The following is a 21019-nucleotide window of genomic DNA, read 5'->3' as shown; positions in this document are numbered from 1 at the left end:
TTGTCCTATAATATTTAACAATCAATACCTTACTTCATATTCACAATACTCATCCCCATGAACATTACACTTTACTTCCCGAACGGAGACGCGTTTACCCCGAATTTGAGAAAGAGCCCCTTCCATAATTGCTCCTTCCATATCACATACCATTTTGCCTTCCATGATCGGTAACCCTTCACAGAAGCAATCATATACGACTACAGTCATCGACTTCTCATCTTCCCTTATTATCTTAGGAATCCCTATTTTTAAATGTTCAAATAACTCAAATAGTTCATCTACGGTAGTAACACCTAACTCTTCCCCAATCTTTCTTCCTATGGTTAACGTCGTGCTTTTACCATTCATAGGTAACCCCTGATATAAACCAATTAATCTGATCGTTCTGAATAACTCTAACGGTACTACGTCTCCTAATTTCTCTCGCTTTATTTGCTTCATATCTGAAAATGTAAAATGATCCAATGAACTCGCCCCCTGTTGTAATTCAACCGTCTTATGATGGATTCTCGATATGTTGATTATAAGCTCGCACATAATCCGACTTGTGATTTTAGTCACATGAAATACTATATCATTTAAACAATTCCTTATGTCTAGACTTGATCAAAAGGAATCCCCTACAACAAATGATTTCAATTAAGTGATATGATTGATTAGATTATACTCAAGACTATACTCTCTCAGGAGACTCATATATCATGAAACCAACCTATATTATGGATGATATGCAATGGCATATGCTTATTCAGAATGTCGCAGAATATTTCAATGACCTTACCATAAAACGCGGATTCCAGTATTTCAAACAGGGCCGTGTACATCAGTTAACGATACCTGTAACCGGACAGATTGAGGCCGTTGTCAAAGGTACTGAGAATTACTCCGTTCACATCAATCTAGATTCCTTTTCGGGGAACCATTGCAATTGCCCCGTTCCAGCTAACTGTAAGCACATGATTGCTACTCTGCTTGAATATGCCAACCTACATGAGCGATCCGTTCATTCACTCGTGAATGCACATTCAGCAGCTATGTTCAATCAAGTTGCAAAGCATGCGTCTCCACATAGCACGTCTAATCGCTCAGCCGTTCAGACAGCAGAAAGACAAGCGGAAGCCTCCGCTAAATTAAAGGGACAAGCACGTCTTCTATCTACATTGCCCATACCCGAATGGTATGATTTATTTGAACAATGTATTGCACCATTAGGAAAGAACATTCCCAATGCTCAATACGCTCAGAGTGCTTTGGCATCTATTAATAGCATGCGTCCTCAGCTTTCACCGATATTAGAGCTACTATTTACATTTCATGCTCATCTATTTGTACTCACAAAAATAGTGAAGCCATCACAACATGGGCAACACACTAATTTCTATATGGGTTTTCAGACACAAGTTGCGGCCGATGATATTCAACAAGCAGTTATGTGTAGTTTTACAAAAGAATTCCCGCTGCATACCGAGCCTGAACAACGGCACCATATTGCTGAGACGTTAACACATTTACGTACCATCATGCTGACAGAGCCTAAGAATCTGAATTATTTCCTAGATGTCTATATTCAGTTCTGGTTGAATTGGATTGTTCCCAACCTTAACGACCAAGAGATGTACTTGGAAGAATTACAACAATTACAATTAGCAGAGAAGGAACTCGGGAGCTCACTTTCACGACTTCCATGGATGTTATCTCAGAGTTGGATGCACTTCTATCTCTCCGAAGATCAGCAGGCATGGAGCCAGTTAAAAGCGGCAGATACGGCATTCATCGTTCACCCCGATCATGTGCTTCCTTTCTTAAATTATCTATATAGAACGGAACAATGGTCACGATTGCAGGATTGGTTGATTGAAATTGGCCCCCTATTCAGCACCCACCGGAATAATAACCTGAACGATTATTGGATCTACTGGGAGAAGACGATTCAACAACTTCCCGAAGCTGAGACATCCATGTGGTCAACGCTTGTTCGCATGCTACCTTATTCCGAGAAGATCTATGAGGAAAAGTTACTGATCCACGGTAAGTGGCAGCAATGGATGGACTATCAATTAAGTACAGGTAAAGAACCTATGGACTATCGTGTGAGCGTATTTCAGCCCATTGAGAAGAATGCTCCTGAATTAATGCTCCCCTTCTATCATCAGTCTGTCGAGAGATATATTGTTCAGAAAAATAGAGATAGCTATAAACAAGCAGTAAAATTACTAAAACGCCTGTCGAAGCTATATAAGAAATTGAAGCAAGAGGCGCGCTGGGAAGTATTTATAACCTCATTTAGCAATCGCTATAGCCGACTACGCGCACTCCAAGAGGAGCTTAGGAAAGGAAAGCTGATCCCATGAGTCAATATACAGAGACCGTCACTCTTCACATCACCTTAACCGCTTATGGCGATGCCCTTATCTATGGCTCTACCAATACGTATAATTACGTATCAGGGCAACACTTGAAACACCGTTTATTCGCGTGGCATGAAGAGTCCTTTTATGGTACGGAATTAGAGGTTCAAATGGTTCAAGATATCGAACTTGTAGTTCTACCTTCTGAGCAAGTCATTCCATTCTTTGCAGAGCAAAAGTTTCTTGCACATATTGAATGGGCATGGAGTGAAGATGTCGCACAATGGATTCAACTCGTGCCTAGATTGGCCACTTATATAGATGAGAAGAAATTTATCCCTAGTTACTCAGCTTTCCAAGCCGGTAAATTGAAATGGAGCTGGGATCAAGTCGTATTGGATTCGCAAGATAGAGAACTTATAGAACAAATAGGGTTCGATTCCGATCTTATTGAGGGTTTACGTTCTGCCTTCTCAGCTACGGTATTCCAACGTTACTACGGAACTGAAGCGTCAGCATCAGATCTAAGAAGGGAATATCCAATACTCTTTACGAACAACGGAATGACTGCAACGGGTCTAGATGAGCAATCATGGCTTATTACTCTCGGCTGGAAAGCAGACACGGCTCCATTTCGACCGCTTCTCCAACTACTAGAACCTATGGATGATGAACCAACTTGGCACATTCAACTTGTTCTGCAAGATAAGCTTGATCCAACGGTACTTATACCTATTAAGCTTTCCGACGATGGCTATACCTCTGGATTATGGCCAGAGGCATGGTCGAATCATATACGTGAGCGGTCTGCTAGCTGGTTAGAACGTTTACGCGCAACACTTCCTAAGGAGCGATTCACCCACAGTAATGAAGATATATTAAGCAGTCCTTTGACGGATTCCGCTGCTTGGGAATTCTTGACGTCAGACAGTCACCGTCTGCTTGAAGCTGGCTGGCAAGTACTGCTTCCCGCTTGGTGGGAAGCAGCGAGTCGAAAGAAACCGAAGCTCCGAGCTAAGGTACGCTCCAGTGAAGGTAGTACCGGTGGCTCACTATTTGGACTGGACTCTCTTGTTAACTTCGATTGGCGTATTGCGATTGGCGAGTCTCATCTCACGGAGAGTGAATTTGCTGAGCTAGTTGCCCGCAATGAACGACTAGTCCGATTTAGAGGACAATGGATTCCACTTGATCCAGCGTTACTAGCACAGATTCGCCAAGCAATGGCAGGTGTGGACAAAGAGCAAGGACTGACATTTCAAGATATCCTTCAACTTCATCTATTGGGTAACAGTGATGAACCTGATACCGACTCAGCGGATCAACAACAGAAAGGTTCAGAGCGTATTGAGTTGGAAGTTGAGCTGAATGAACATCTCATGAAGATCATGAGTCAACTTAGACAACAGACAGAATGGCCAACACTTGCTGTACCCAAGGATCTTCAAGCAGACTTACGTTCCTACCAACAAGATGGATTTGCTTGGTTAGCCTTTTTGAGACGTTGTGGACTCGGAGCTTGTCTAGCAGATGACATGGGACTAGGTAAAACAGTGCAATTCATTGCCTATCTATTACATCTGAAAGAAACTACTGTGAATACAGATTTGTGGTTCCCTTCTCTCTTGATTTGCCCTACTTCGGTTCTTGGCAATTGGCAGAAAGAATTGGCTCGCTTTGCTCCAACTTTGAAGGTTATGCTCCATTATGGATCAAACCGTTATAATAGTGAGTCCTTTCTGAAAGGGGCTCTTCAAGCAGATATCATTCTAACATCCTATGCTACGGCAACTCTTGATCAAGAGCTGCTTAAAGAATTCACTTGGGCATCTATTTGTTTAGACGAAGCACAGAATATTAAGAATGCCCAGACGAAGCAATCCACTGCGGTCCGGAGTTTCCCGGCCAGACATCGAATTGCACTAACTGGAACACCTATTGAGAATCGCCTCTCTGAACTTTGGTCTCTCTACGATTTCATTAACCCGGGATATTTAGGTAGTTCGCGTGCCTTTAATAATCGGTTCATTAATGCCATTGAGAAGGAGCATAATGAACAACGTACGATCGATTTACAGAAGCTAGTTAAGCCCTTTATGCTTCGCCGTAAAAAGAAGGATCCCGCTATTCAGCTTGATTTACCTGATAAGAACGAGATAAAAACATATATTCATCTTACGGCTGAGCAAGGTGCCCTTTATGATCATACCGTCACTAACCTCATGGAACGCATGCAGAAGCTTGAGGGTATTGAGCGTAAAGGAGCTATTCTAGCTACGTTAACTCATCTTAAACAGCTCTGTGACCATCCGATGCTTCTAACGAAGGAAGCTATTCCAGAGGCATCTACAAGTATTGATGGCGTAACGGATAGCGACACATGGATCAACAGATCCGCAAAATTGGAGCGGCTTCTTGCTATGGTGAAGGAACTAAGAGAAGATGGCGAGAGATGCCTTATTTTTACGCAGTACATTGGCATGGGTCAAATCCTGCAAAGGGTACTCGAACAAGAACTTCAGGAGCCTGTACTTTACTTGAATGGCAGTACGTCCAAAACCGCACGTGACCGTATGATTGACCAATTTCAATCACATACCCTATCACCTGCGGAACAACCCTCTGTATTCATTCTTTCGATCAAGGCAGGGGGGGTAGGTCTCAACCTTACAGCCGCCAATCATGTCTTTCACTTCGACCGCTGGTGGAATCCTGCGGTTGAGAATCAGGCTACAGATCGAGCTTACCGTATGGGTCAGACCAAAGATGTACAGGTACACAAGTTCATCTCCCTGGGCACATTAGAAGAACGTATCGATGAAATGCTAGAGAACAAACAGCAACTTAGCGATAACGTGATTTCAAGTACCGAAGGTTGGATTACCGAGTTATCGACAGACGAGTTACAAGATCTCTTTACCTTACGACGGGACTGGACGAGTTAAACCTTGTAGTTGACTCGCCTTCCTCGGATCGTCATATATCAACAAAAGGGGACACCCTACATCGGTGTCCCTTTTGTCTATTTTTTAAATCATTCTAAGGATTATAACGTAACTTCCTGTACGGGATGAACCTCACTGGCTGCTTTCCTTTTCTTCATATACCCCGAATAATATGCTGTCAGTATCGGAACCAGAATCGAGGTTACGATAATGGATGCAGCCACTAATGCGGTAGCTGCTTCAGCAGCGGGTAAGAATTCCGGCTTCATGTTTGCAATCAACATAGGATTGGCCACGGCTGCTCCAGCCGTACTCGATGCGGCAATACCAGCCGTACCATTTCCACCACCGACGAACTTATCAGCCAGAATCAACGGAATACCTGTAATAACGATAACTACTAAGCCCAATAAGATTCCTAGCAATCCAGTATCTAGAATAACACCTAAATCAATAGAACAACCTAGTGCAAAACCAAAGAATGGAATGAGTGCCTGTGTAGCCTTTCCAAAATAAGAACGAAGGTCATGATCCAAGTTACCTAGAATAAAACCAACTAAGAAAGGAAGCACTGCTCCTACAAATGTATGTGGTTCAAACACAGCTAAACCCGTACTTCCTAAGATTAACATAGTCACTAGTGGACCCGATTCAAGCGACATTAGAACAAAGGCACCTGACTCTTCTTTTGTACCATACTGCTGCATAATGGAGGCATACAATCCACCGTTAGTCATATCCATTGCGGAAACGATGGCAAGAACAGATAATCCGGCAAAGAAACCAGTCTGAACTCCACCTTCCGGTAGGAACTGTATCGCGATCATCGCTACGACCCAAGCTACAGCAATTTTGGTTAATACCAGAGTACCCGATTTACGCAGTACGCTTCCTGTAGCTCTTACATCAATAGCAGCTCCCATGCAGAAGAACCAGACAGCTAGAATCGGTACAGTACCCGTCATTAGCCCGTTTGTAAATCCACCGAAATAGGTGCCTGCATTAGGTGTGAAAGTGTGAATTAAGGCTCCTAAGAACAAAGGAACCAACATCATGCCTCCAGGAATCTTATCTATTACTTTTTTAATTTTCATATTATTTTCATACCCTTCTTGTGAAGTTGAAATATTGTTTTTTTAATCAAATATTCAATATTCTTCCTAAATAAGGGCGCACTGAACTAACCTCAGAAGATGTCATTTTAAAAAATAGAATGGATTCTCCTAAGAAATCATATTATGTGTGCGCTTTCATTTCACTTGCGAGATCAACTCAATGACGACTCAAACCTAGCTCCGGAATGATCTTCCCGAATAAATCATGACTTTCTTTCATTTGTTGAGTAAAACCTGCGCCGTCTTTGACAAGTAACCCAAGTCCATTTAACTTCATGTATTGTCTAAACTCTACATCTTCAGTTCCTTTAATAAAGGCAATGGCAAGCTGTTCTGCAATCTCATCGGGGGTGTCTTTAGGCACAGCAAGCCCTCTCCATGTTCCTGTAAAGTTTACGTGAAGACCCGTCTGTTCCTCTAACGTAGGAACACCAGGCAACGCCTCCGAAGGTTGATCCGCTGTAATCGCAAGCGTTCGTAGCTTTCCTTCCTCCACATACTTCTTTACTTCGGCAGGACTTACAGGTACTGCATCAACAAATCCACTCATTAGTGCAGAAACGGCAGGCCCTCCACCTTCAAAAGGTATATGTTCAAACGCCACACCTGTTTCCCGTTCCAGTGTTACGGCTGCTAAATGCCAAATACTACCCGTTCCTGCATTCCCCATTTTCACTTCACCGGGATGCGTTTTAGCAAAATCAAGAAATTCATTCACGGTTTGCCATGGCGCTTCGGCTCTTACGGTAATGGCGGAAGGATCAAAATTGGTTTGCGCGATCGGTTTGAACGCTTCATAGGTAATCGGTAGCAATCCCATATGGGGTAAGGTTGTCAATTCTACCGGTAGATAGGTAAGTGTGTACCCATCACCCTTGGCATTGGCACCTTCCATCAATCCCACAGATCCCCCACCGCCTGTGCGGTTCACAACCACGATCGGCTGGCTGAGGTGTTTTTCTGCCGCTGCGGCTATAGCCCGCGCTGTTATATCTGTACCCCCTCCAGCTGCATAAGGGACAATCAGAGTAATGGGCTTTATAGGAAAGTCCACATCTGCATCGCCTGAATTGAAATTGTTAGAATACTGATATCCGATCCAAATTATGAGTACAATAGCTAATCCAGATGGTATCCAAACCCCTCTTCTAGTTATCCATTTCAATGAGATCCCTCTTCCCTGAGTTATCGATTGTTAGGCATATGATTGGAGAATAATTCCTCCTCCTATCCTCACCTTTTGCTACACCTCCAAGTGTCTATTCATTATTTTGTGATTTATTTCTCAAACAAAATATACCGCACATGGAGGATTCTCAACAATCATTTAATCTTACTCTGAGTCTTCAGAAACGCTGATTTGGTGCGGTTTTGGCTGATCTGCATATGCCTTGGTATATTTGATGGCCTCTCGAAATTTACCTGGTGTAATCGATTTGTTCTTCCGAAATACACGGATAAAGCTGTTCTCATTCTGATATCCAACAAGTTGAGCAATATTGGCAATTTTCATACTACTATCCTTTAATAGTTCGCAAGCTTTATCTACTCTCAAATTCGTTAAATAATCGTATACGGTCGTACCTGTCTCTTCCTTAAAAATATTACTGACAGAAGACACCCCCATATTTACATGGGAGGCAATATCCTGTAATCCAATATTAAGGTGCAGTTGATTCTCCATGTATTGAATCATCGCCTGAACAAGTTGGTACTCCTTCGATTGTCTGTGTTGTCCGAGTTCATTAGACAGATGAATGACTACACCGCATAATATCTCTTCAATTTCAGATAAATTCATCGTCTCCACTTGATGCCACGTGTAATCTGCAAGCTCAGCAGGAAAGGAGTGTCCTCCCATAATGGCAATAGCTAGGATTTCATCGATTAGGTCATCCACCATACGATAAACCTTCTGTGGCTGAATCGCTTTTTTCCGAACCTCTGCTGTCCATTTTCTTATCCATTGGATTGATGTATGACTATCCGATGATTTCAGAGATTGAATCACTTCCACACTCCAAGTATCATCCACAACTTGGGCACCCTCATCATGTTTAGCTTCAATAGATGAATAGTCCCGAACATGTCCATATCCATCATAAAGACGGTAGGATAATGCAAGCTTGGCTTCTGTATAAGACCTTGCCACATGTAGAATATCTGATGCTGTAGAACCTAAACCAACGGATACTGATATTTTTAACAGATCATGTAGCATCTCTATAAGTTTATCCGCATCATCTCTCAGATACTTCTCTCCTAATCCCTTAGGTTGTAACAGAACAATGACACTATCTTTCTTGTGTACCGTCGTTACCGTTCGCCACATGGGTTCCAAATGCTCAATAATAATGTTATTCATAGCGAACTTAAGCAACATTTGATCCTCTTCCTTATAGGAAGAGGCCCATGGCCAATATCGATCGATGGAGACCATCATTACTTCAAAGGGTCCTTCTTCCCAACCCTGATAATAATGCTCCCACTTCGTATGTGTCTCTTGGGTTCCCATACTCCGTGTAATTAAATCCTGCACAAATTTAGAACGCAGCTCAGGTAAGCTCCATTCAGCTACAAGGGATTTGCTGTGGAAATCACCAACAAGCTTTCCAATCACAGGTTCCAAATCATATAAATTACCCTGACCAACAGGTGTCTGTTCAGAACTTAACAGCTTATTAATCCTCTTTAATGGTCGAAAAGCTGCAAAATTATAATAGTAGATCGCAGAGCAACCTACAAAAATAGAAATAAACGACAACAAAAGCATCATATTACGTGCAATCTTTACATTCCTTAGCAATTCCTCCATAGGAACAAATGAAAGCATCCTCCAACCCGTCACATTAGAAAAAGTCTGATTAGCCATATAATCCTGGCCCTCTATATTCACATGAGCAAACGGACTTACGTAGATTTGAGACAGGACTTTCTTCATTTCTGGCGGTGAAAAGGGTACGTTTAATTTCGGATAAATTAACTCCCCATCCAGGTTGTACACAAATTGATAACTCGACAAATGCGTGTACATCTGGGAGAACAGCCAATCATAATCAAGATCAACTAGGACTGCACCAACAATCTCTCCCTTGAGAACAACAGGCCGTGCTAAAGATAGTAATTCGGTACCTTCTAGTTTCGCGTTATTACCGCTATACAACCTTCTCTTAATAAGTAGAGGTTTCTCCTTAATTTCATAAATCCATGAACTCCATGCATCATCTGGAGCATTCTGCCACACAGACTCGTATCCATATTCACTCGATAGGACAGAATGGTCTTTGAATTGGATCACACTAATCGAATGGATATTTGACCCTGTTGCCAGGGTTCTCATATATTGGATCAGTTCGTCCGTCATTGCTGCACTATCGGGGGCTCCCTCGATGAATTGGATGGTTGCAGGGTGGAAAGACAAATCTACTGCCTTATTATCAGATTCGCTGAATACCCGGTTCGTTACATCCTGATTAATCTGCAGTAGCTCCACATTCGGTGTGTTCAGCTCTGTATCGAGTGCCTCTCTATATTCATGATAAGAAAACAGACCAATGCTCGTAATTAACAACGAAATAACGATCGTAAGCATCATAATCAGTCTCGTTTGTTTGTTTTGTAACACGTATTTCAATTTGTATCGTAGCATGGGAGTATCATCATCCTTCCATCTCTTATGTCCTAACATCGTTAGATCAGATGAGAATCTACCTAATTTTAAAATGGCTTTTGTTTAATGTAATAAATATCTTAAATTGTAAATATAAGATATTACCTTCACCTTCTATTCAGTAGATACCTTCTCTTATTACTTTTAAAAGAGATTACTTGTATCCGCTTTCTTTTGATCATATTATGTTTGTTACATGAACTGCAAGGACTTTTCACATAGAACGAGTTACAAATTCATCGTAAATACACAACAATATTCAACCATCCTCTGTATATGGGTGACATTTCAAACGCTGTGTGAATAGGCTATATCATCATATTCCTATTGGAGGTTTTCTAAATGAACATTAGAAATGGAGATCAGAACAACTATGATCCCCAATCATTCTATTCCTATCAATCCCAGCCAACATTTGCGAATGCTCAACGTCCTGATCATTCCTTCCGGTCTCAGCCCTTTCCTTACTCACATTACTATCATTTCTCCTCCTCACGCATAGGGCCTATTGAGAATCAATCTGACAGTGATGCGGATAGACAAGAGAGCGTAAATGGCCATATTATCGGATCTGTAGGTAAGGGTAAGGGAATTAGTATGGATACCGCTGGGGAAATAGGTGGTAAGCACGGCGTTGGATTTACAGCTGATGGGCATTTAACTAGCCATAGTATCGGTACGCATGCGAGCGGCCATCTCGGAGAGCCATACGGGATTAACGTACATGGCGGAGCTGACCTAAGTACTAACGAAGGTCTCCAAGTCACAACAGGTGGTCAGGTCGGAGACAAACATATTATCGATGCTCAAGCCACCGGTCATCTCGGAAAGAGCCAAGGAGTAGGATTTAATACGGAAGCACAGGTAGGCGGCAAATACGGGCTTGGTGCTCAAGCGCAAGGCCAAGTAGGCGGTGGTCAAGGGCTAGGGTTTACAACCGGTGCTCAACTCGGTGGTCAACATGGGCTTGGTGCTCAAGCCAAGGGACACCTAGGACTCAAACAAGGTGCAGGGTTTACTACTGGTGCTCAACTCGGTGGTCAGAGTGGACTAGGTGCTCATGCAGATGGTCACATGGGAATTAACCAAGGCATTGGCTTTACTACTGGTGCTCAGCTTGGAGGTCAGAGTGGATTAGGCGCCCATGCGAAGGGACAGTTAGGTGGAGGTCAAGGTGTCGAACTCGGAATTGGTGGGCATGTAGGCAGCCATGACGGTCAGATTGGTATTAAATTAGGTGGCAAAGATAAGGAACTAAAGGAATCTAAGGAACAACTAGAGGAATTAAAGGAATCTAAATAACATTATAAATAAACAGGCTACCAATGATCGGTAGCCTGTTCTAACGAATAGGTGAAGCCAAAACTCTACATTTTAACACCAAGAGTTATCCCACACTTAACGACTCCCAGAAAAAATATGTTCCGTTCATCTTATCTTTTCTATAGCATCTTCGCTATCCTTACAGCATAATCTAATTGACACGACCAATAACGATGATCAGAGTCAAAGGAGAGTGAATTATGGGACCTTTTTCAAAAGATTTATTAAAAGACAAGGTCGTTCTCATCACAGGTGGAGCTACTGGATTAGGACGAGCCATGGGTACACAATTCCTGAATCTTGGAGCCAAACTAGCCATTGCAAGTCGACGCGAAGAAACATTAAAAAAAACAGCAGAAGAATTAAGTGTAAACGGGAATAACGTATTCTACAAAGTCACCGATGTGCGAGATCCTGTCCAAATTCATGACCTTGTGGAGGCCGTCGAACAGCAATTTGGGCGAATCGATGTGTTGGTTAATAATGCCGCTGGTAACTTTATAAGTCCAACTGAACGCCTCTCTCCCCGAGCGGTAGATGCAATCTTAAATATTGTATTACATGGAACCATGTATACGACGTTGGAAGTCGGTAAAAGGTGGATTGAACAACGTCATCCGGGTACCATGCTGAACATTGTGACCACCTATGCTTCTACAGGATCAGCCTTTGTTGTACCCTCCGCTGCGGCTAAAGCGGGCGTACTAGCACTAACCCGCTCCCTTGCCGTGGAGTGGGCACGTCACGGAATACGCCAAGTTGCTATTGCCCCAGGCCCGTTTCCAACGGATGGTGCAACGTCTAGACTCATGCCCACGCCTGACATAGAAGAAAAGATGATTAATCGGATTCCTCTACGCCGTGTAGGTAATCAAGAAGAACTTGCTCATTTAGCAGCTTATCTAATCTCAGACTATGCCGGTTATATTAATGGAGAGGTCGTTACGATCGATGGAGGAGAGTGGCTTCAAGGAGCAGGCGAATTCAACGATCTTCTTGAGATTACTGAAGAACAATGGAATGTTCTCGCTGAGAAAACTCGCCAAGGCAAATAGCAGCTAACTAATTTAATTAGGAAATCGGAAATCTCTTACCTTTTATTATGGAGAGTATAGATGTGTGATCCTACCCTTGCAACAATGTCACCTCTATGATGTTGATTTGCTCTCGCTCGATGAGTCTGAGTCTGAGTCTGAGTCTGAGTTAATCTTATCGATAATTTACGCAGATATTCAAAATCCGGATGAACAACCTCATCAGACATATACGCAGATATCTTACTACCAGGTATTCTTCTTCTATTAAGGGATGCTATGATTTCCTCTGCCGATCTTATCCCTATGCCATGGCCATAATATAAGTCTCTTCCTAATACGACAGCATTCTCACCCTGCCACTCCGGCGATATAGGATTATGGTCTGGATTTTTAAAATATACGATGTCGCCTGCGTAAGCGTCACCCTTATGTTCTATGATTTTCAACTGTAAGTCACTGTCATAATTCCAATCCCTTAAGTATAAATCTTGAAAATATCGATCAAATACTTCCTTACCTAGTACATCGAGTGTCGCCTTGTACAGAGTAATAACCATAGCGGTTGCACACTCAAACGCATACAAATGCCCATTTCTATAAATATCATTGATCCCATCCGAAGGTAGAATGCCGCTATTCAGTCTAAACCCGCCATTATTTGTCCGTGTCCACAATTCTTTATTACATCTGGAATTATCGAACGTTGCAAAACTTGCATCACTAGTTTCTAGAGCTTTAGCCGCCTCCACAATATTCGTTCTCATCTTTAACTCGAATTGCAAAGCCTCCAGAGAGTCATATCGATAGACAGTTGGACTATTTCTCTTTTGATTCACAATTTTCTTCTCTAAGTCAGTTAACGGTAACGTATCGATTAGTTCTTCATTCAGACCTGAGATCACGATCATCCTAGTTCCCCCCCATGCCGTATTTTTCGGAGTATAGGTTATTGTACGTGTCAGATTGGATGTTTGTGCAGAACAATAAAATACCGTAGTTGCAAGTGATTGCAGCTACGGTACTTTTCTAAGCGTATTAAAAGTTTAGTTATAATGGCTCACAAGTATTGAATTAAGGTTTTACGACGGATAGGAGAAGCTCATTTCCTCCAGAAATAACTGTCACTTCTGTTGACAAATCCAAGTCACTTACAAGCAATGATTCCCCGATATTCATACCACCAATATCACACTCTATTACATTCGGTAAATGTCTAGGTAAGGCTTCTACTTCAACGAACTCACTCTGAATTTGTACAACTCCGCCTTGCTTTGTACCGATTGGTGTACCCGTGATCTTCAATGCTAATTTTGTGCGTATGATCACGTTTGTTTGTACTTGCTGGAAATCAACATGCAGCAAATCCCGTGTTACTGGATCACGCTGTAGTTCCTCCATTAATACGGATAAAGACTCTTTTCCTTCAAGCTGCAACTCAATAAAACCAACTGCACCACGCTTTAACCATTTCTGAAATTCTATTGTTGAAATATGAATCATCTCATTCTTCGTATTTCGACCGAAAACGATGCCAGGAAGACGTCCCTCTTGGCGTAGATTCCTAAGCCCTGATGTATTCAGATGTGTGCGTTCCTCTGCTTGAAATAATGTTGTCATGATCTATTCGCTCCTCTTCAATATATGATCTTTGCGCTCTATTATTAGTCGCTGGATCTTTCCCCGACTAGGGATACAGAGAGAAACATAGCATCACTACCTCCAAGTATTTTCAATTATGCCCTAAAGACATTTAATGTAAAAAACCTATAGATATACACTAAGGCACCCCACTCGAAAGAGTGGAATGCCCATAGGTTCCTCATACCATATCATAGAAACATACCCTTGTCGAACAGGTCTTTCAGAGTTAGACGAATTAGTGATGGTAATCTAGCTCAGATAAGACAAGCCTAACCGACTGGCGATTTTTATAAAAAGAATCGACTTCGAAGCGTGTAATAGGTGACATATGATCCTCTCTCTATTCTGTAATTTAACTTTGACATCTCAAAGAACCCGCTATATAGCAGGTTCTTCTAATAACAGTATGCGCCGTAGCTTAGCAATTCTATATCGAAATAATATTACGATTCTCGCATCTCTTCATCCAACCGTTGAAATGCTTCCGTTACCTTATCCTTCGGTATTTCAGCATAACGATCTCCAATACTTATTTCGCTGTAGCAGGTTAGTTCACTAGCATCACGGAAATAAGGCAATAAGCTCACACCTGTTACCTCATAAACTCGACTCATGATCGGCTCAAGTTGATCTTTCGGCATATCAAAATGAACATGGAACATATTTGATACCGGTACAGCTGGTATTGTCGCAACACCCTGGCACTGGTTAAATAATGCAGCCACTTCTTTGGCTTCCTGATAATATTGTCCCATCTTATCCACGCGCTGATTGAAATAATACTCCGAGCTGATGATATAAGGATATAAGCTAATTAAATCTCCGCCATGACGTCTTTTCCATACCTTAGATTCATTCGTGAAATCTTTACCGCCAGCGAGAATCGCTCCTGCGATCCCACCAATCCCCTTGTAAAAGGATACATATACACTATCAAAGAGTGCGCAAACTTCTTCAGCTGATTTTTGATAATACGGTAAGATTTCAAAAAGTCTGGCACCATCCAGATGTAGCTTAATCCCTTGTTCTCGACAATAAGCAGAAATAGCTTCAAGCTCTGCGTAATCAGGCAATTGACCCCCAATCTCCCGCTGAGGTAATTCAAGTAATAGACACGCAATATCCTTCGGCATATTCTGAACGTCTTCTAGCGTAATTAAGCTATCCTTATCTGCAAGTAAGACCGGTTCGATATGGTGCAATTCTTTTAAACCATCTTGTTCATGAATCTCTAAATGACATAAAGGGTGATATGCAACACGTTTCCCGCCTTTTTGATCACACCATATTCTTAAAGCAATTTGCTGTGCCATCGTTCCGCTCGGGAAAAAAACTGCCGATTCCTTTCCCAAATATTGCGCCATCTTATCTTGGAAATCTTCGATTACTGCACCTTTTCCATATATATCACTCATCTGATCTCCATCGATATCTTTCAGAGCTTCTAATAATACCTGAACGTTTCGCTTGCTATGGCCTCCAAGGTCATAAGTTCTCTCGTTAGATCCATCTGATAATGCCTTCTTATTGTTCATATAGAGTCCACTCCTTGTCGTTTCAATTCTTCATATAAAAAGTATACCTCTTTCTCCATAGGCTGTCTCATCAGATTTAACCCTCTCCTAATCAGACACAAATAAAGACGGATACCGTCCTCTTAAAGGTTGATATCCGTCTTCTGATATAGTTAGGGAATATAAGCTATGCGTTGTAAATCCATATCTCCTTCCCCTTATGTTAGTTCATATTATAATCGTTGAGCATATAATTCGTCGTTACTTCCCACCACATCTTTTCTTCGGTAGATGCCTAAGATCAGACCCAATATAGCCATTTCAATCATAACATGACTACCTCCATAACTCAGGAATGGAAAGGGTATTCCAATAGTGGGCACTAGACCAAATGACATGAGCACACTATAGACCATTTGGAAGCTAAGCATTCCGGCTAGACCCATCCCAAGAGCACGCCCATAGGGTTCCCTCACAGCTCGATTAGATTGAAGGAGACGTCCAATAAAGAATACGATGCTAATCACAATGACAATTCCGATCCACCATCCAAAACTATAGATCAAAAAGGTACCAATATTATCACTCCATATATATGGAATTTGCTGCGTCATTTCACCCTTCAACCCATGACCCCACCAACCTGCGGAATGAATACTTGATTCCAACACACCATGTATATACCCTGCACCTTGAGGATCTTTATCGGGATTGAAGAACGAAGCTATTCTTTCTAATCGATAATCCCTTTGCAATACACCTAGCAATATAACCAAACCCATCACTATTCCGTGTATCCCTACTGCCCACCAGCTTCTTGTCATGAATATGAGTAACAGAACGTACCCGACTGTATAGAGCAATAAATAACTCATCGTAGAAAATGTAAAAAATAAAAGCGTCGGGACAACTAGAAAAGCTATCGTTGTTAACATCCAGAACCATTTATGGTTCTTCCAACTCATGATCATGCCCGGTGCTGCAATCATCAACAAATAGGGGGTAATGCCAAACCAATCTAACGTGATAAAAGGTAAACGAAAGAAATGACCTGATCCGTTCACTGTAACCCCGGTGAGTAAAGTTACTATCGTGCCCATGATAATAACTGCGTATAATCCGAAGGAATACGATCTTATCTTCTGATAATTGAAAAAATAAAAGAAAGCCATAAATACCATACCAATAATGACGGCCATTGCTTTTGAATACACAAACTGTATATACATATCATCATTTCCTGTTCCAATGGATCCTTCTACTGCAACCATCGCTAGAATCCCGAAAACGACGAATATCATTACTCCTGCTAAAAGACCCCAATGCGTCTTCGGACGATGTACCGAATGTAGCCCATCTCCCACATCTATAGGATTGCCCATCTGGTCAATAGCCCAGAGTACAGCATCGTCTCGCTCCACACCTGTCGATTCTCGTTCCAATACGAGCTCTTCCAGATGACTCTCTAATTCATGTCGAATATCACGATGTGATCCTTTTGAGCGGACACGGGAACATACTTCATCTAAGTAACGCTGAATTCCTTCGTGATCCCGAATCATATACTTCCCTCCCCGAGGACGTTATCGACCGCATTCCGAAATTGTGCCCACTCTTGCTTTTTTTTCGTTAGCTGTCCTTTACCTGATTCCGTGAGTCGGTAATATTTACGCTTCCGCCCTTCAACTTGGGACCAATAAGCCTCCACCCATTGTTCAGTCTCCATCGCATGGAGAATCGGATATAAAGTTCCTTCTTTCAGTAGGAACACCCCGTCGGAACAACGTTCCAACTCCTTAATCAGCTCATACCCATACAAATCTTGACGAGCTAATAAGGTAAGTACCAATGTACCTGTGCTACCTTTGAGTAATTCCTTAGGAATACTGTTCATTAGTATTTTTTACTCCTCTCGCGCATAATACCTAGTATATCTATGCATATGTAATATAGGTATTAGATTACAGGAATAGTTCTGTTTTGTCTATAAGCCACAAAAAAAAACGAACGGGCTACTCCATTAGCGGATTAGCCCTTTCGTTGTCGCTTATTTGATTCTAAGGTTGATGTCACCCCGAATGCGGGATGGATAATCGGAGATTGTGAGTTTTAGCGGGCTTATATAGTCCGCCTTCTCAAGATAATAGTATAACTCCCCGGAGGAATGTCCCTCTGTCCGGTTGAATGCGAATAATTGACCCGTTCTATCCATGTATTTGTTCTCGAACAAACTGAACCCACGGTTCTCATCCATCGGATCATCACTCTTCAGGTGAAGGACGAGAGCTTTCCGGCTCTTTTCTTCACTGTCACTCGCAGGATCGAGTGTGAGCATGTTAACCGGGCGAGAGAGCAGTTGCATATTATCGAGGTCCACGAGCACTTCCAGTTTGCTTTTATCGAGTGCTCGAATGCTACTAGCCCGCAAATAGAGTTGATTCGGCTTGTGGAAATAGTTGCTCTGGAAATAGAGCCCCTGTCGATTCTCGTCAATGGTCGAACCGGATATGCCATTGGTGATTGTACCAAATATTTCGCCTTGTTCATCTTCAATTCGGATATCATCAAAATAAAATAGTTTCTTCGTATTAGATGAATCATAATCGATCTCTAACCCAATCCGAGTTGGATAGACGGTCATTGTTCCAAAATGTATCCGCTGGCCTTCAACGATGACCGTCTGATTAATATCATATGTTTTCTTCAGACCTTCACATTTCTCTTTATCAACAGGGACTACAATCTGCCAGACTGGACCGTCCTCTATCTTCTCCTTCCCCACCTTAAGTCGTAGATCCAGGGTATTTGGGATCTCGACCCCATCGTGCAAATTCAGTTCAACCGTTCCTTGTTTGCTCTCCCAATCTTCGTTGAAATTGAAAGACCCATACGAGAGGGATATATCCTTGTTATCGACCAATTTTACATCTACAAGATTTATGACACGCTTACGCCCATCTAGATTATTTAACGTATAGAATACGACGATTCTCGATTCGTCTGCGAGAATTCCATCCACTGTTAACTGGATACCATCATGCTCATCAGACAGTCCAACCGGCTGCATGAAGTCGCTTTCGAGCGCTAACTGCAGACCCTTATCGTAACTGATAAGCTGGACGAACGATCGAAGACCGGGTATATCGCTCACATATACGGCCACTACAGGGGAGAATCGGATTGAAGCTATCGTTACCAGAAATAACAGACACGCAGTGAAGGAAACCATTCTCGTCATCATGTGGTGCCTTCTGCGTTTTCGTCCGAGATACATGCCGCTTCGAACCGCCTCATTGATTCCGGCAGGGACCACAAGCTGCTCAATATGTCCCTTCATCCCTCCAACTCTGGCAATTCACGCTCGTTATATTGGTACTTCTCATCCACCTTGTTCACCTTCAAGCGCTGCCGCAGCCCTCCGAGGGCTTTATGCAACCATGTTTTAATCGTGCCTTCAGGCTTCTTTAACGTTCTCGCAATTTCAGTAATCGTCATATCGTGATAATATTTAAGCTGAATTACTTTCAGATAGTTGACATCTAGCTCATTAACAACCGATTCGAGCAATAACCGTTTCGTTATTCATTCGATTCCTCCCCTGCCCACTTTGCATCTATAACTATTAGACTCAATAACATGCCAAACAGTTTTACATAAATGTTACATAGTTAATAACCATTTATAAAATACTATGTAAATATTCTTAATAGTCATCCAAACTCTCCATTACACTGATAATCCTTCTCTAGAAGTCACCTTTATTCTTAATATTGTCGAATTTTAAACATTACCGTACTTCAATTGTCGAACCCAGGTGAAAAAATGTTGCCGCTATGCTACAATATTGGAATTGCAAAGGCAATTATTAAGGGAGGTTTATTCTAACGCCATGCTCATTATTGGTATCGCCGGCGGCACCGGCTCCGGAAAAACAACAGTGGCTCGTTCCGTTATTGACCGTCTTGGATCAGATAAAGTAACGTTCATATCTCAAGATAACTACTACAAAGACCATACACATCTAAGCTTGGCTGAACGCGAATTGATTAATTATGATCATCCGCTCGCTTTTGACAACGAATTGCTCATTGAGCACCTCAATTGTCTAAAGAAAGGACAAGTCGCTCAAGCTCCCGTATATGATTTCACAGTTCATGCTCGTTCAGTTGTCGACACAGTTGAACTAAAACCGAACAATATTGCCATTCTCGAAGGCCTCCATCTATTGTCCGATGAGAACCTCAGAAATGAGCTGGATATCAAGGTATTTGTCGATACCGACCCAGATGTGCGTATCCTTCGTCGCGTAGTTCGCGATATTGAAGAACGGGGTCGGACGATTCGCTCAATCCATAATCAATATTTGAACACGGTAAAACCAATGCATGAGGCGTTTATCGAACCATCCAAAAAATATGCCGACCTCATTATTCCTCAAGGCGGACACAATGAGGTTGGTATTCAAATGCTCTCCATTCTGACTGAGAAATACCTAACAGGTGATCATCGGGCGCTAGCGGACTCTTAAATAGCAATAGATTTGCTCATTCAGGTTGTCCCTGTCGTTCGAATGATTGTTAGGCAGTTCCGGAGATGCAATATATGGAACGGAATGCTCGTAAGTACAATGAAATAGGCAGACCCCATAGGTCTACCTAAGGCTGTCGAGGAATCTCGACAGTTTATTTTTTTATATGGAAGTAAGAAGCCACCTCTTGCCCAATTCCATTTCCTGCTCCCGTTATAGTTATAATGTCACCTTCCCATCAAAATTACCCATTTAATGCCTACCAACGCATGTTGCGGATTCCATCTATCATGATTCTCTGATTCGTTACGTTGGTTCTCCATTGCTGAATTTCATTCGTAATGCGTTCTAGATTCGTATAACCTTTCGCCAGTCCGTTCAATCGGGCAGCTAATGTAGAGTTTACTAGATCATTGTGATCAGGATAGAGTATATTAAGCTTTCCGAACGCATCAGGGTGTCGCTTCAAAGAATATTTTTGATGGTTATCTTCCGCAAGGTGTAATCCTTCATAAGGTGCGATTAATGTTAATGTTTCTCCCTTATTATCCTCACGCTTTCTCTTCTCGATCACCTTATACATTTGCTCTCTTTGCTTCGCATCATGATACAGTAGAATTGACATGTATTGCCGTCCTCTATAATCATTAATATTCACCGGATTATGATGGTTCCAGAACACATTCAGGATGTCTTCTACAGATATAATGTCCGGATCGAAATCCATTTCTACCGTTTCCGTATGATCTCCCATCTGGCGATAGGTAGGATTATTAGTGGTCCCCCCTGCATATCCTACACGCGTTCTAATCACGCCTGGCAAATGCCCAAACAAGGCATCTGGACTCCAAAAACAGCCTATCCCAAGTGTTATCGATTCTTGATTCACGTTATA

17 protein-coding genes are annotated in these 21019 nt (G+C 42.1%); 5 read left to right on the top strand and 12 right to left on the bottom strand.

The genetic code is table 11. The features are described from left to right. Window positions 1-21: 21 nt before the first annotated feature. Window positions 22-468 (bottom strand): V4R domain-containing protein, encoded by a 447-nt coding sequence (locus AC1D7X_RS20640; protein ID WP_495457881.1) that lies wholly within the window; start codon window positions 466-468, stop codon window positions 22-24. A gap of 236 nt (window positions 469-704) precedes the next feature. Between AC1D7X_RS20640 and AC1D7X_RS20635 the strand changes: the two genes are divergently transcribed. Both AC1D7X_RS20635 and AC1D7X_RS20630 read left to right on the top strand, forming a co-directional pair. Continuing rightward, window positions 705-2354 carry an SWIM zinc finger family protein gene (locus tag AC1D7X_RS20635; RefSeq protein WP_495457882.1) on the top strand — a complete coding sequence of 550 codons (1650 nt, stop codon included), beginning with the start codon at window positions 705-707 and terminating at the stop codon, window positions 2352-2354. Continuing rightward, window positions 2351-5296, top strand: a complete 2946-nt coding sequence (locus AC1D7X_RS20630) for a DEAD/DEAH box helicase (RefSeq protein WP_495476013.1) — start codon at window positions 2351-2353, stop codon at window positions 5294-5296. Before AC1D7X_RS20635 ends, AC1D7X_RS20630 begins: the two co-directional genes overlap by 4 nt. Window positions 5297-5397: 101 nt before the next feature. Here AC1D7X_RS20630 and kdgT read toward each other — a convergent pair whose 3' ends face one another. The 3 genes from kdgT to AC1D7X_RS20615 form a co-directional block, all read right to left on the bottom strand. Further along, the gene (gene kdgT, locus AC1D7X_RS20625) at window positions 5398-6390 is read right to left on the bottom strand and encodes a 2-keto-3-deoxygluconate transporter (protein WP_495457884.1); all 993 of its coding nucleotides are present in this window, start codon (window positions 6388-6390) and stop codon (window positions 5398-5400) included. Window positions 6391-6568: 178 nt separating this feature from the next. Further along, complete coding sequence (locus AC1D7X_RS20620) at window positions 6569-7519, bottom strand: tripartite tricarboxylate transporter substrate binding protein (protein ID WP_495476017.1); 951 nt, start codon at window positions 7517-7519, stop codon at window positions 6569-6571. Between the two features lie 225 nt (window positions 7520-7744). Then, on the bottom strand, window positions 7745-10060 hold the full coding sequence (locus AC1D7X_RS20615) for a helix-turn-helix domain-containing protein (protein ID WP_495476012.1): 2316 nt from the start codon (window positions 10058-10060) through the stop codon (window positions 7745-7747). Between the two features lie 363 nt (window positions 10061-10423). On the opposite strand from AC1D7X_RS20615, the gene AC1D7X_RS20610 reads away from it, so the two are divergent. Both AC1D7X_RS20610 and AC1D7X_RS20605 read left to right on the top strand, forming a co-directional pair. Continuing rightward, window positions 10424-11383, top strand: coding sequence for a hypothetical protein (locus AC1D7X_RS20610; protein WP_495476011.1), 960 nt, complete (start codon window positions 10424-10426; stop codon window positions 11381-11383). A gap of 221 nt (window positions 11384-11604) precedes the next feature. Beyond that, window positions 11605-12459: an SDR family oxidoreductase gene (locus tag AC1D7X_RS20605; protein ID WP_495457887.1), complete on the top strand. Its 855-nt coding sequence runs from the start codon at window positions 11605-11607 to the stop codon at window positions 12457-12459. A 35-nt stretch (window positions 12460-12494) separates the two neighbouring features. Here the strand turns inward: AC1D7X_RS20605 and AC1D7X_RS20600 are convergent, their stop codons facing one another. From AC1D7X_RS20600 to AC1D7X_RS20570, 7 genes are all read right to left on the bottom strand, one after another. Next, window positions 12495-13349 carry a protein-glutamine gamma-glutamyltransferase gene (locus AC1D7X_RS20600; protein WP_495476010.1) on the bottom strand — a complete coding sequence of 285 codons (855 nt, stop codon included), beginning with the start codon at window positions 13347-13349 and terminating at the stop codon, window positions 12495-12497. Window positions 13350-13512: 163 nt separating this feature from the next. After that, window positions 13513-14058: a 50S ribosomal protein L25 gene (locus tag AC1D7X_RS20595; RefSeq protein ID WP_495476009.1), complete on the bottom strand. Its 546-nt coding sequence runs from the start codon at window positions 14056-14058 to the stop codon at window positions 13513-13515. A 467-nt stretch (window positions 14059-14525) separates the two neighbouring features. Beyond that, window positions 14526-15617: a threonine aldolase family protein gene (locus tag AC1D7X_RS20590; protein ID WP_495457890.1), complete on the bottom strand. Its 1092-nt coding sequence runs from the start codon at window positions 15615-15617 to the stop codon at window positions 14526-14528. Between the two features lie 212 nt (window positions 15618-15829). Next, entirely contained in the window at window positions 15830-17158 is a 1329-nt protein-coding gene (locus AC1D7X_RS20585; protein WP_495457891.1) for an FtsW/RodA/SpoVE family cell cycle protein, read from the bottom strand. After that, on the bottom strand, window positions 17155-17490 hold the full coding sequence (locus AC1D7X_RS20580; RefSeq protein ID WP_495457892.1) for a PadR family transcriptional regulator: 336 nt from the start codon (window positions 17488-17490) through the stop codon (window positions 17155-17157). Before AC1D7X_RS20580 ends, AC1D7X_RS20585 begins: the two co-directional genes overlap by 4 nt. Window positions 17491-17643: 153 nt before the next feature. Beyond that, the gene (locus AC1D7X_RS20575) at window positions 17644-18933 is read right to left on the bottom strand and encodes a DUF4179 domain-containing protein (RefSeq protein WP_495476008.1); all 1290 of its coding nucleotides are present in this window, start codon (window positions 18931-18933) and stop codon (window positions 17644-17646) included. Further along, window positions 18930-19163, bottom strand: coding sequence for an RNA polymerase sigma factor (locus tag AC1D7X_RS20570; RefSeq protein WP_495457894.1), 234 nt, complete (start codon window positions 19161-19163; stop codon window positions 18930-18932). Before AC1D7X_RS20570 ends, AC1D7X_RS20575 begins: the two co-directional genes overlap by 4 nt. Before the next feature lie 322 nt (window positions 19164-19485). On the opposite strand from AC1D7X_RS20570, the gene udk reads away from it, so the two are divergent. After that, window positions 19486-20124: a uridine kinase gene (gene udk, locus AC1D7X_RS20565; protein ID WP_495457895.1), complete on the top strand. Its 639-nt coding sequence runs from the start codon at window positions 19486-19488 to the stop codon at window positions 20122-20124. A 259-nt stretch (window positions 20125-20383) separates the two neighbouring features. On the opposite strand, the gene AC1D7X_RS20560 is transcribed toward udk, so the two are convergent. Continuing rightward, complete coding sequence (locus AC1D7X_RS20560; RefSeq protein WP_495457896.1) at window positions 20384-21013, bottom strand: peptide-methionine (S)-S-oxide reductase MsrA; 630 nt, start codon at window positions 21011-21013, stop codon at window positions 20384-20386. Window positions 21014-21019: the final 6 nt, after the last annotated feature.

Source organism: Paenibacillus sp. Y568 (assembly GCF_059445545.1).
Note: the sequence above shows the minus strand (reverse complement) of the source record. Positions and strands in the feature narration are given on the sequence as shown.

Coding starts and splice junctions, on each gene's coding strand:
- AC1D7X_RS20635 (WP_495457882.1), top strand. CDS start 705: ATGAAACCAACCTATATTATGGATGATATGCAATGGCATATGCTTATT.
- AC1D7X_RS20630 (WP_495476013.1), top strand. CDS start 2,351: ATGAGTCAATATACAGAGACCGTCACTCTTCACATCACCTTAACCGCT.
- kdgT (WP_495457884.1), bottom strand. CDS start 6,390: ATGAAAATTAAAAAAGTAATAGATAAGATTCCTGGAGGCATGATGTTG.
- AC1D7X_RS20615 (WP_495476012.1), bottom strand. CDS start 10,060: ATGCTACGATACAAATTGAAATACGTGTTACAAAACAAACAAACGAGA.
- AC1D7X_RS20610 (WP_495476011.1), top strand. CDS start 10,424: ATGAACATTAGAAATGGAGATCAGAACAACTATGATCCCCAATCATTC.
- AC1D7X_RS20605 (WP_495457887.1), top strand. CDS start 11,605: ATGGGACCTTTTTCAAAAGATTTATTAAAAGACAAGGTCGTTCTCATC.
- AC1D7X_RS20600 (WP_495476010.1), bottom strand. CDS start 13,349: ATGATCGTGATCTCAGGTCTGAATGAAGAACTAATCGATACGTTACCG.
- AC1D7X_RS20595 (WP_495476009.1), bottom strand. CDS start 14,058: ATGACAACATTATTTCAAGCAGAGGAACGCACACATCTGAATACATCA.
- AC1D7X_RS20590 (WP_495457890.1), bottom strand. CDS start 15,617: ATGAACAATAAGAAGGCATTATCAGATGGATCTAACGAGAGAACTTAT.
- AC1D7X_RS20585 (WP_495457891.1), bottom strand. CDS start 17,158: ATGATTCGGGATCACGAAGGAATTCAGCGTTACTTAGATGAAGTATGT.
- AC1D7X_RS20580 (WP_495457892.1), bottom strand. CDS start 17,490: ATGAACAGTATTCCTAAGGAATTACTCAAAGGTAGCACAGGTACATTG.
- AC1D7X_RS20575 (WP_495476008.1), bottom strand. CDS start 18,933: ATGAAGGGACATATTGAGCAGCTTGTGGTCCCTGCCGGAATCAATGAG.
- udk (WP_495457895.1), top strand. CDS start 19,486: ATGCTCATTATTGGTATCGCCGGCGGCACCGGCTCCGGAAAAACAACA.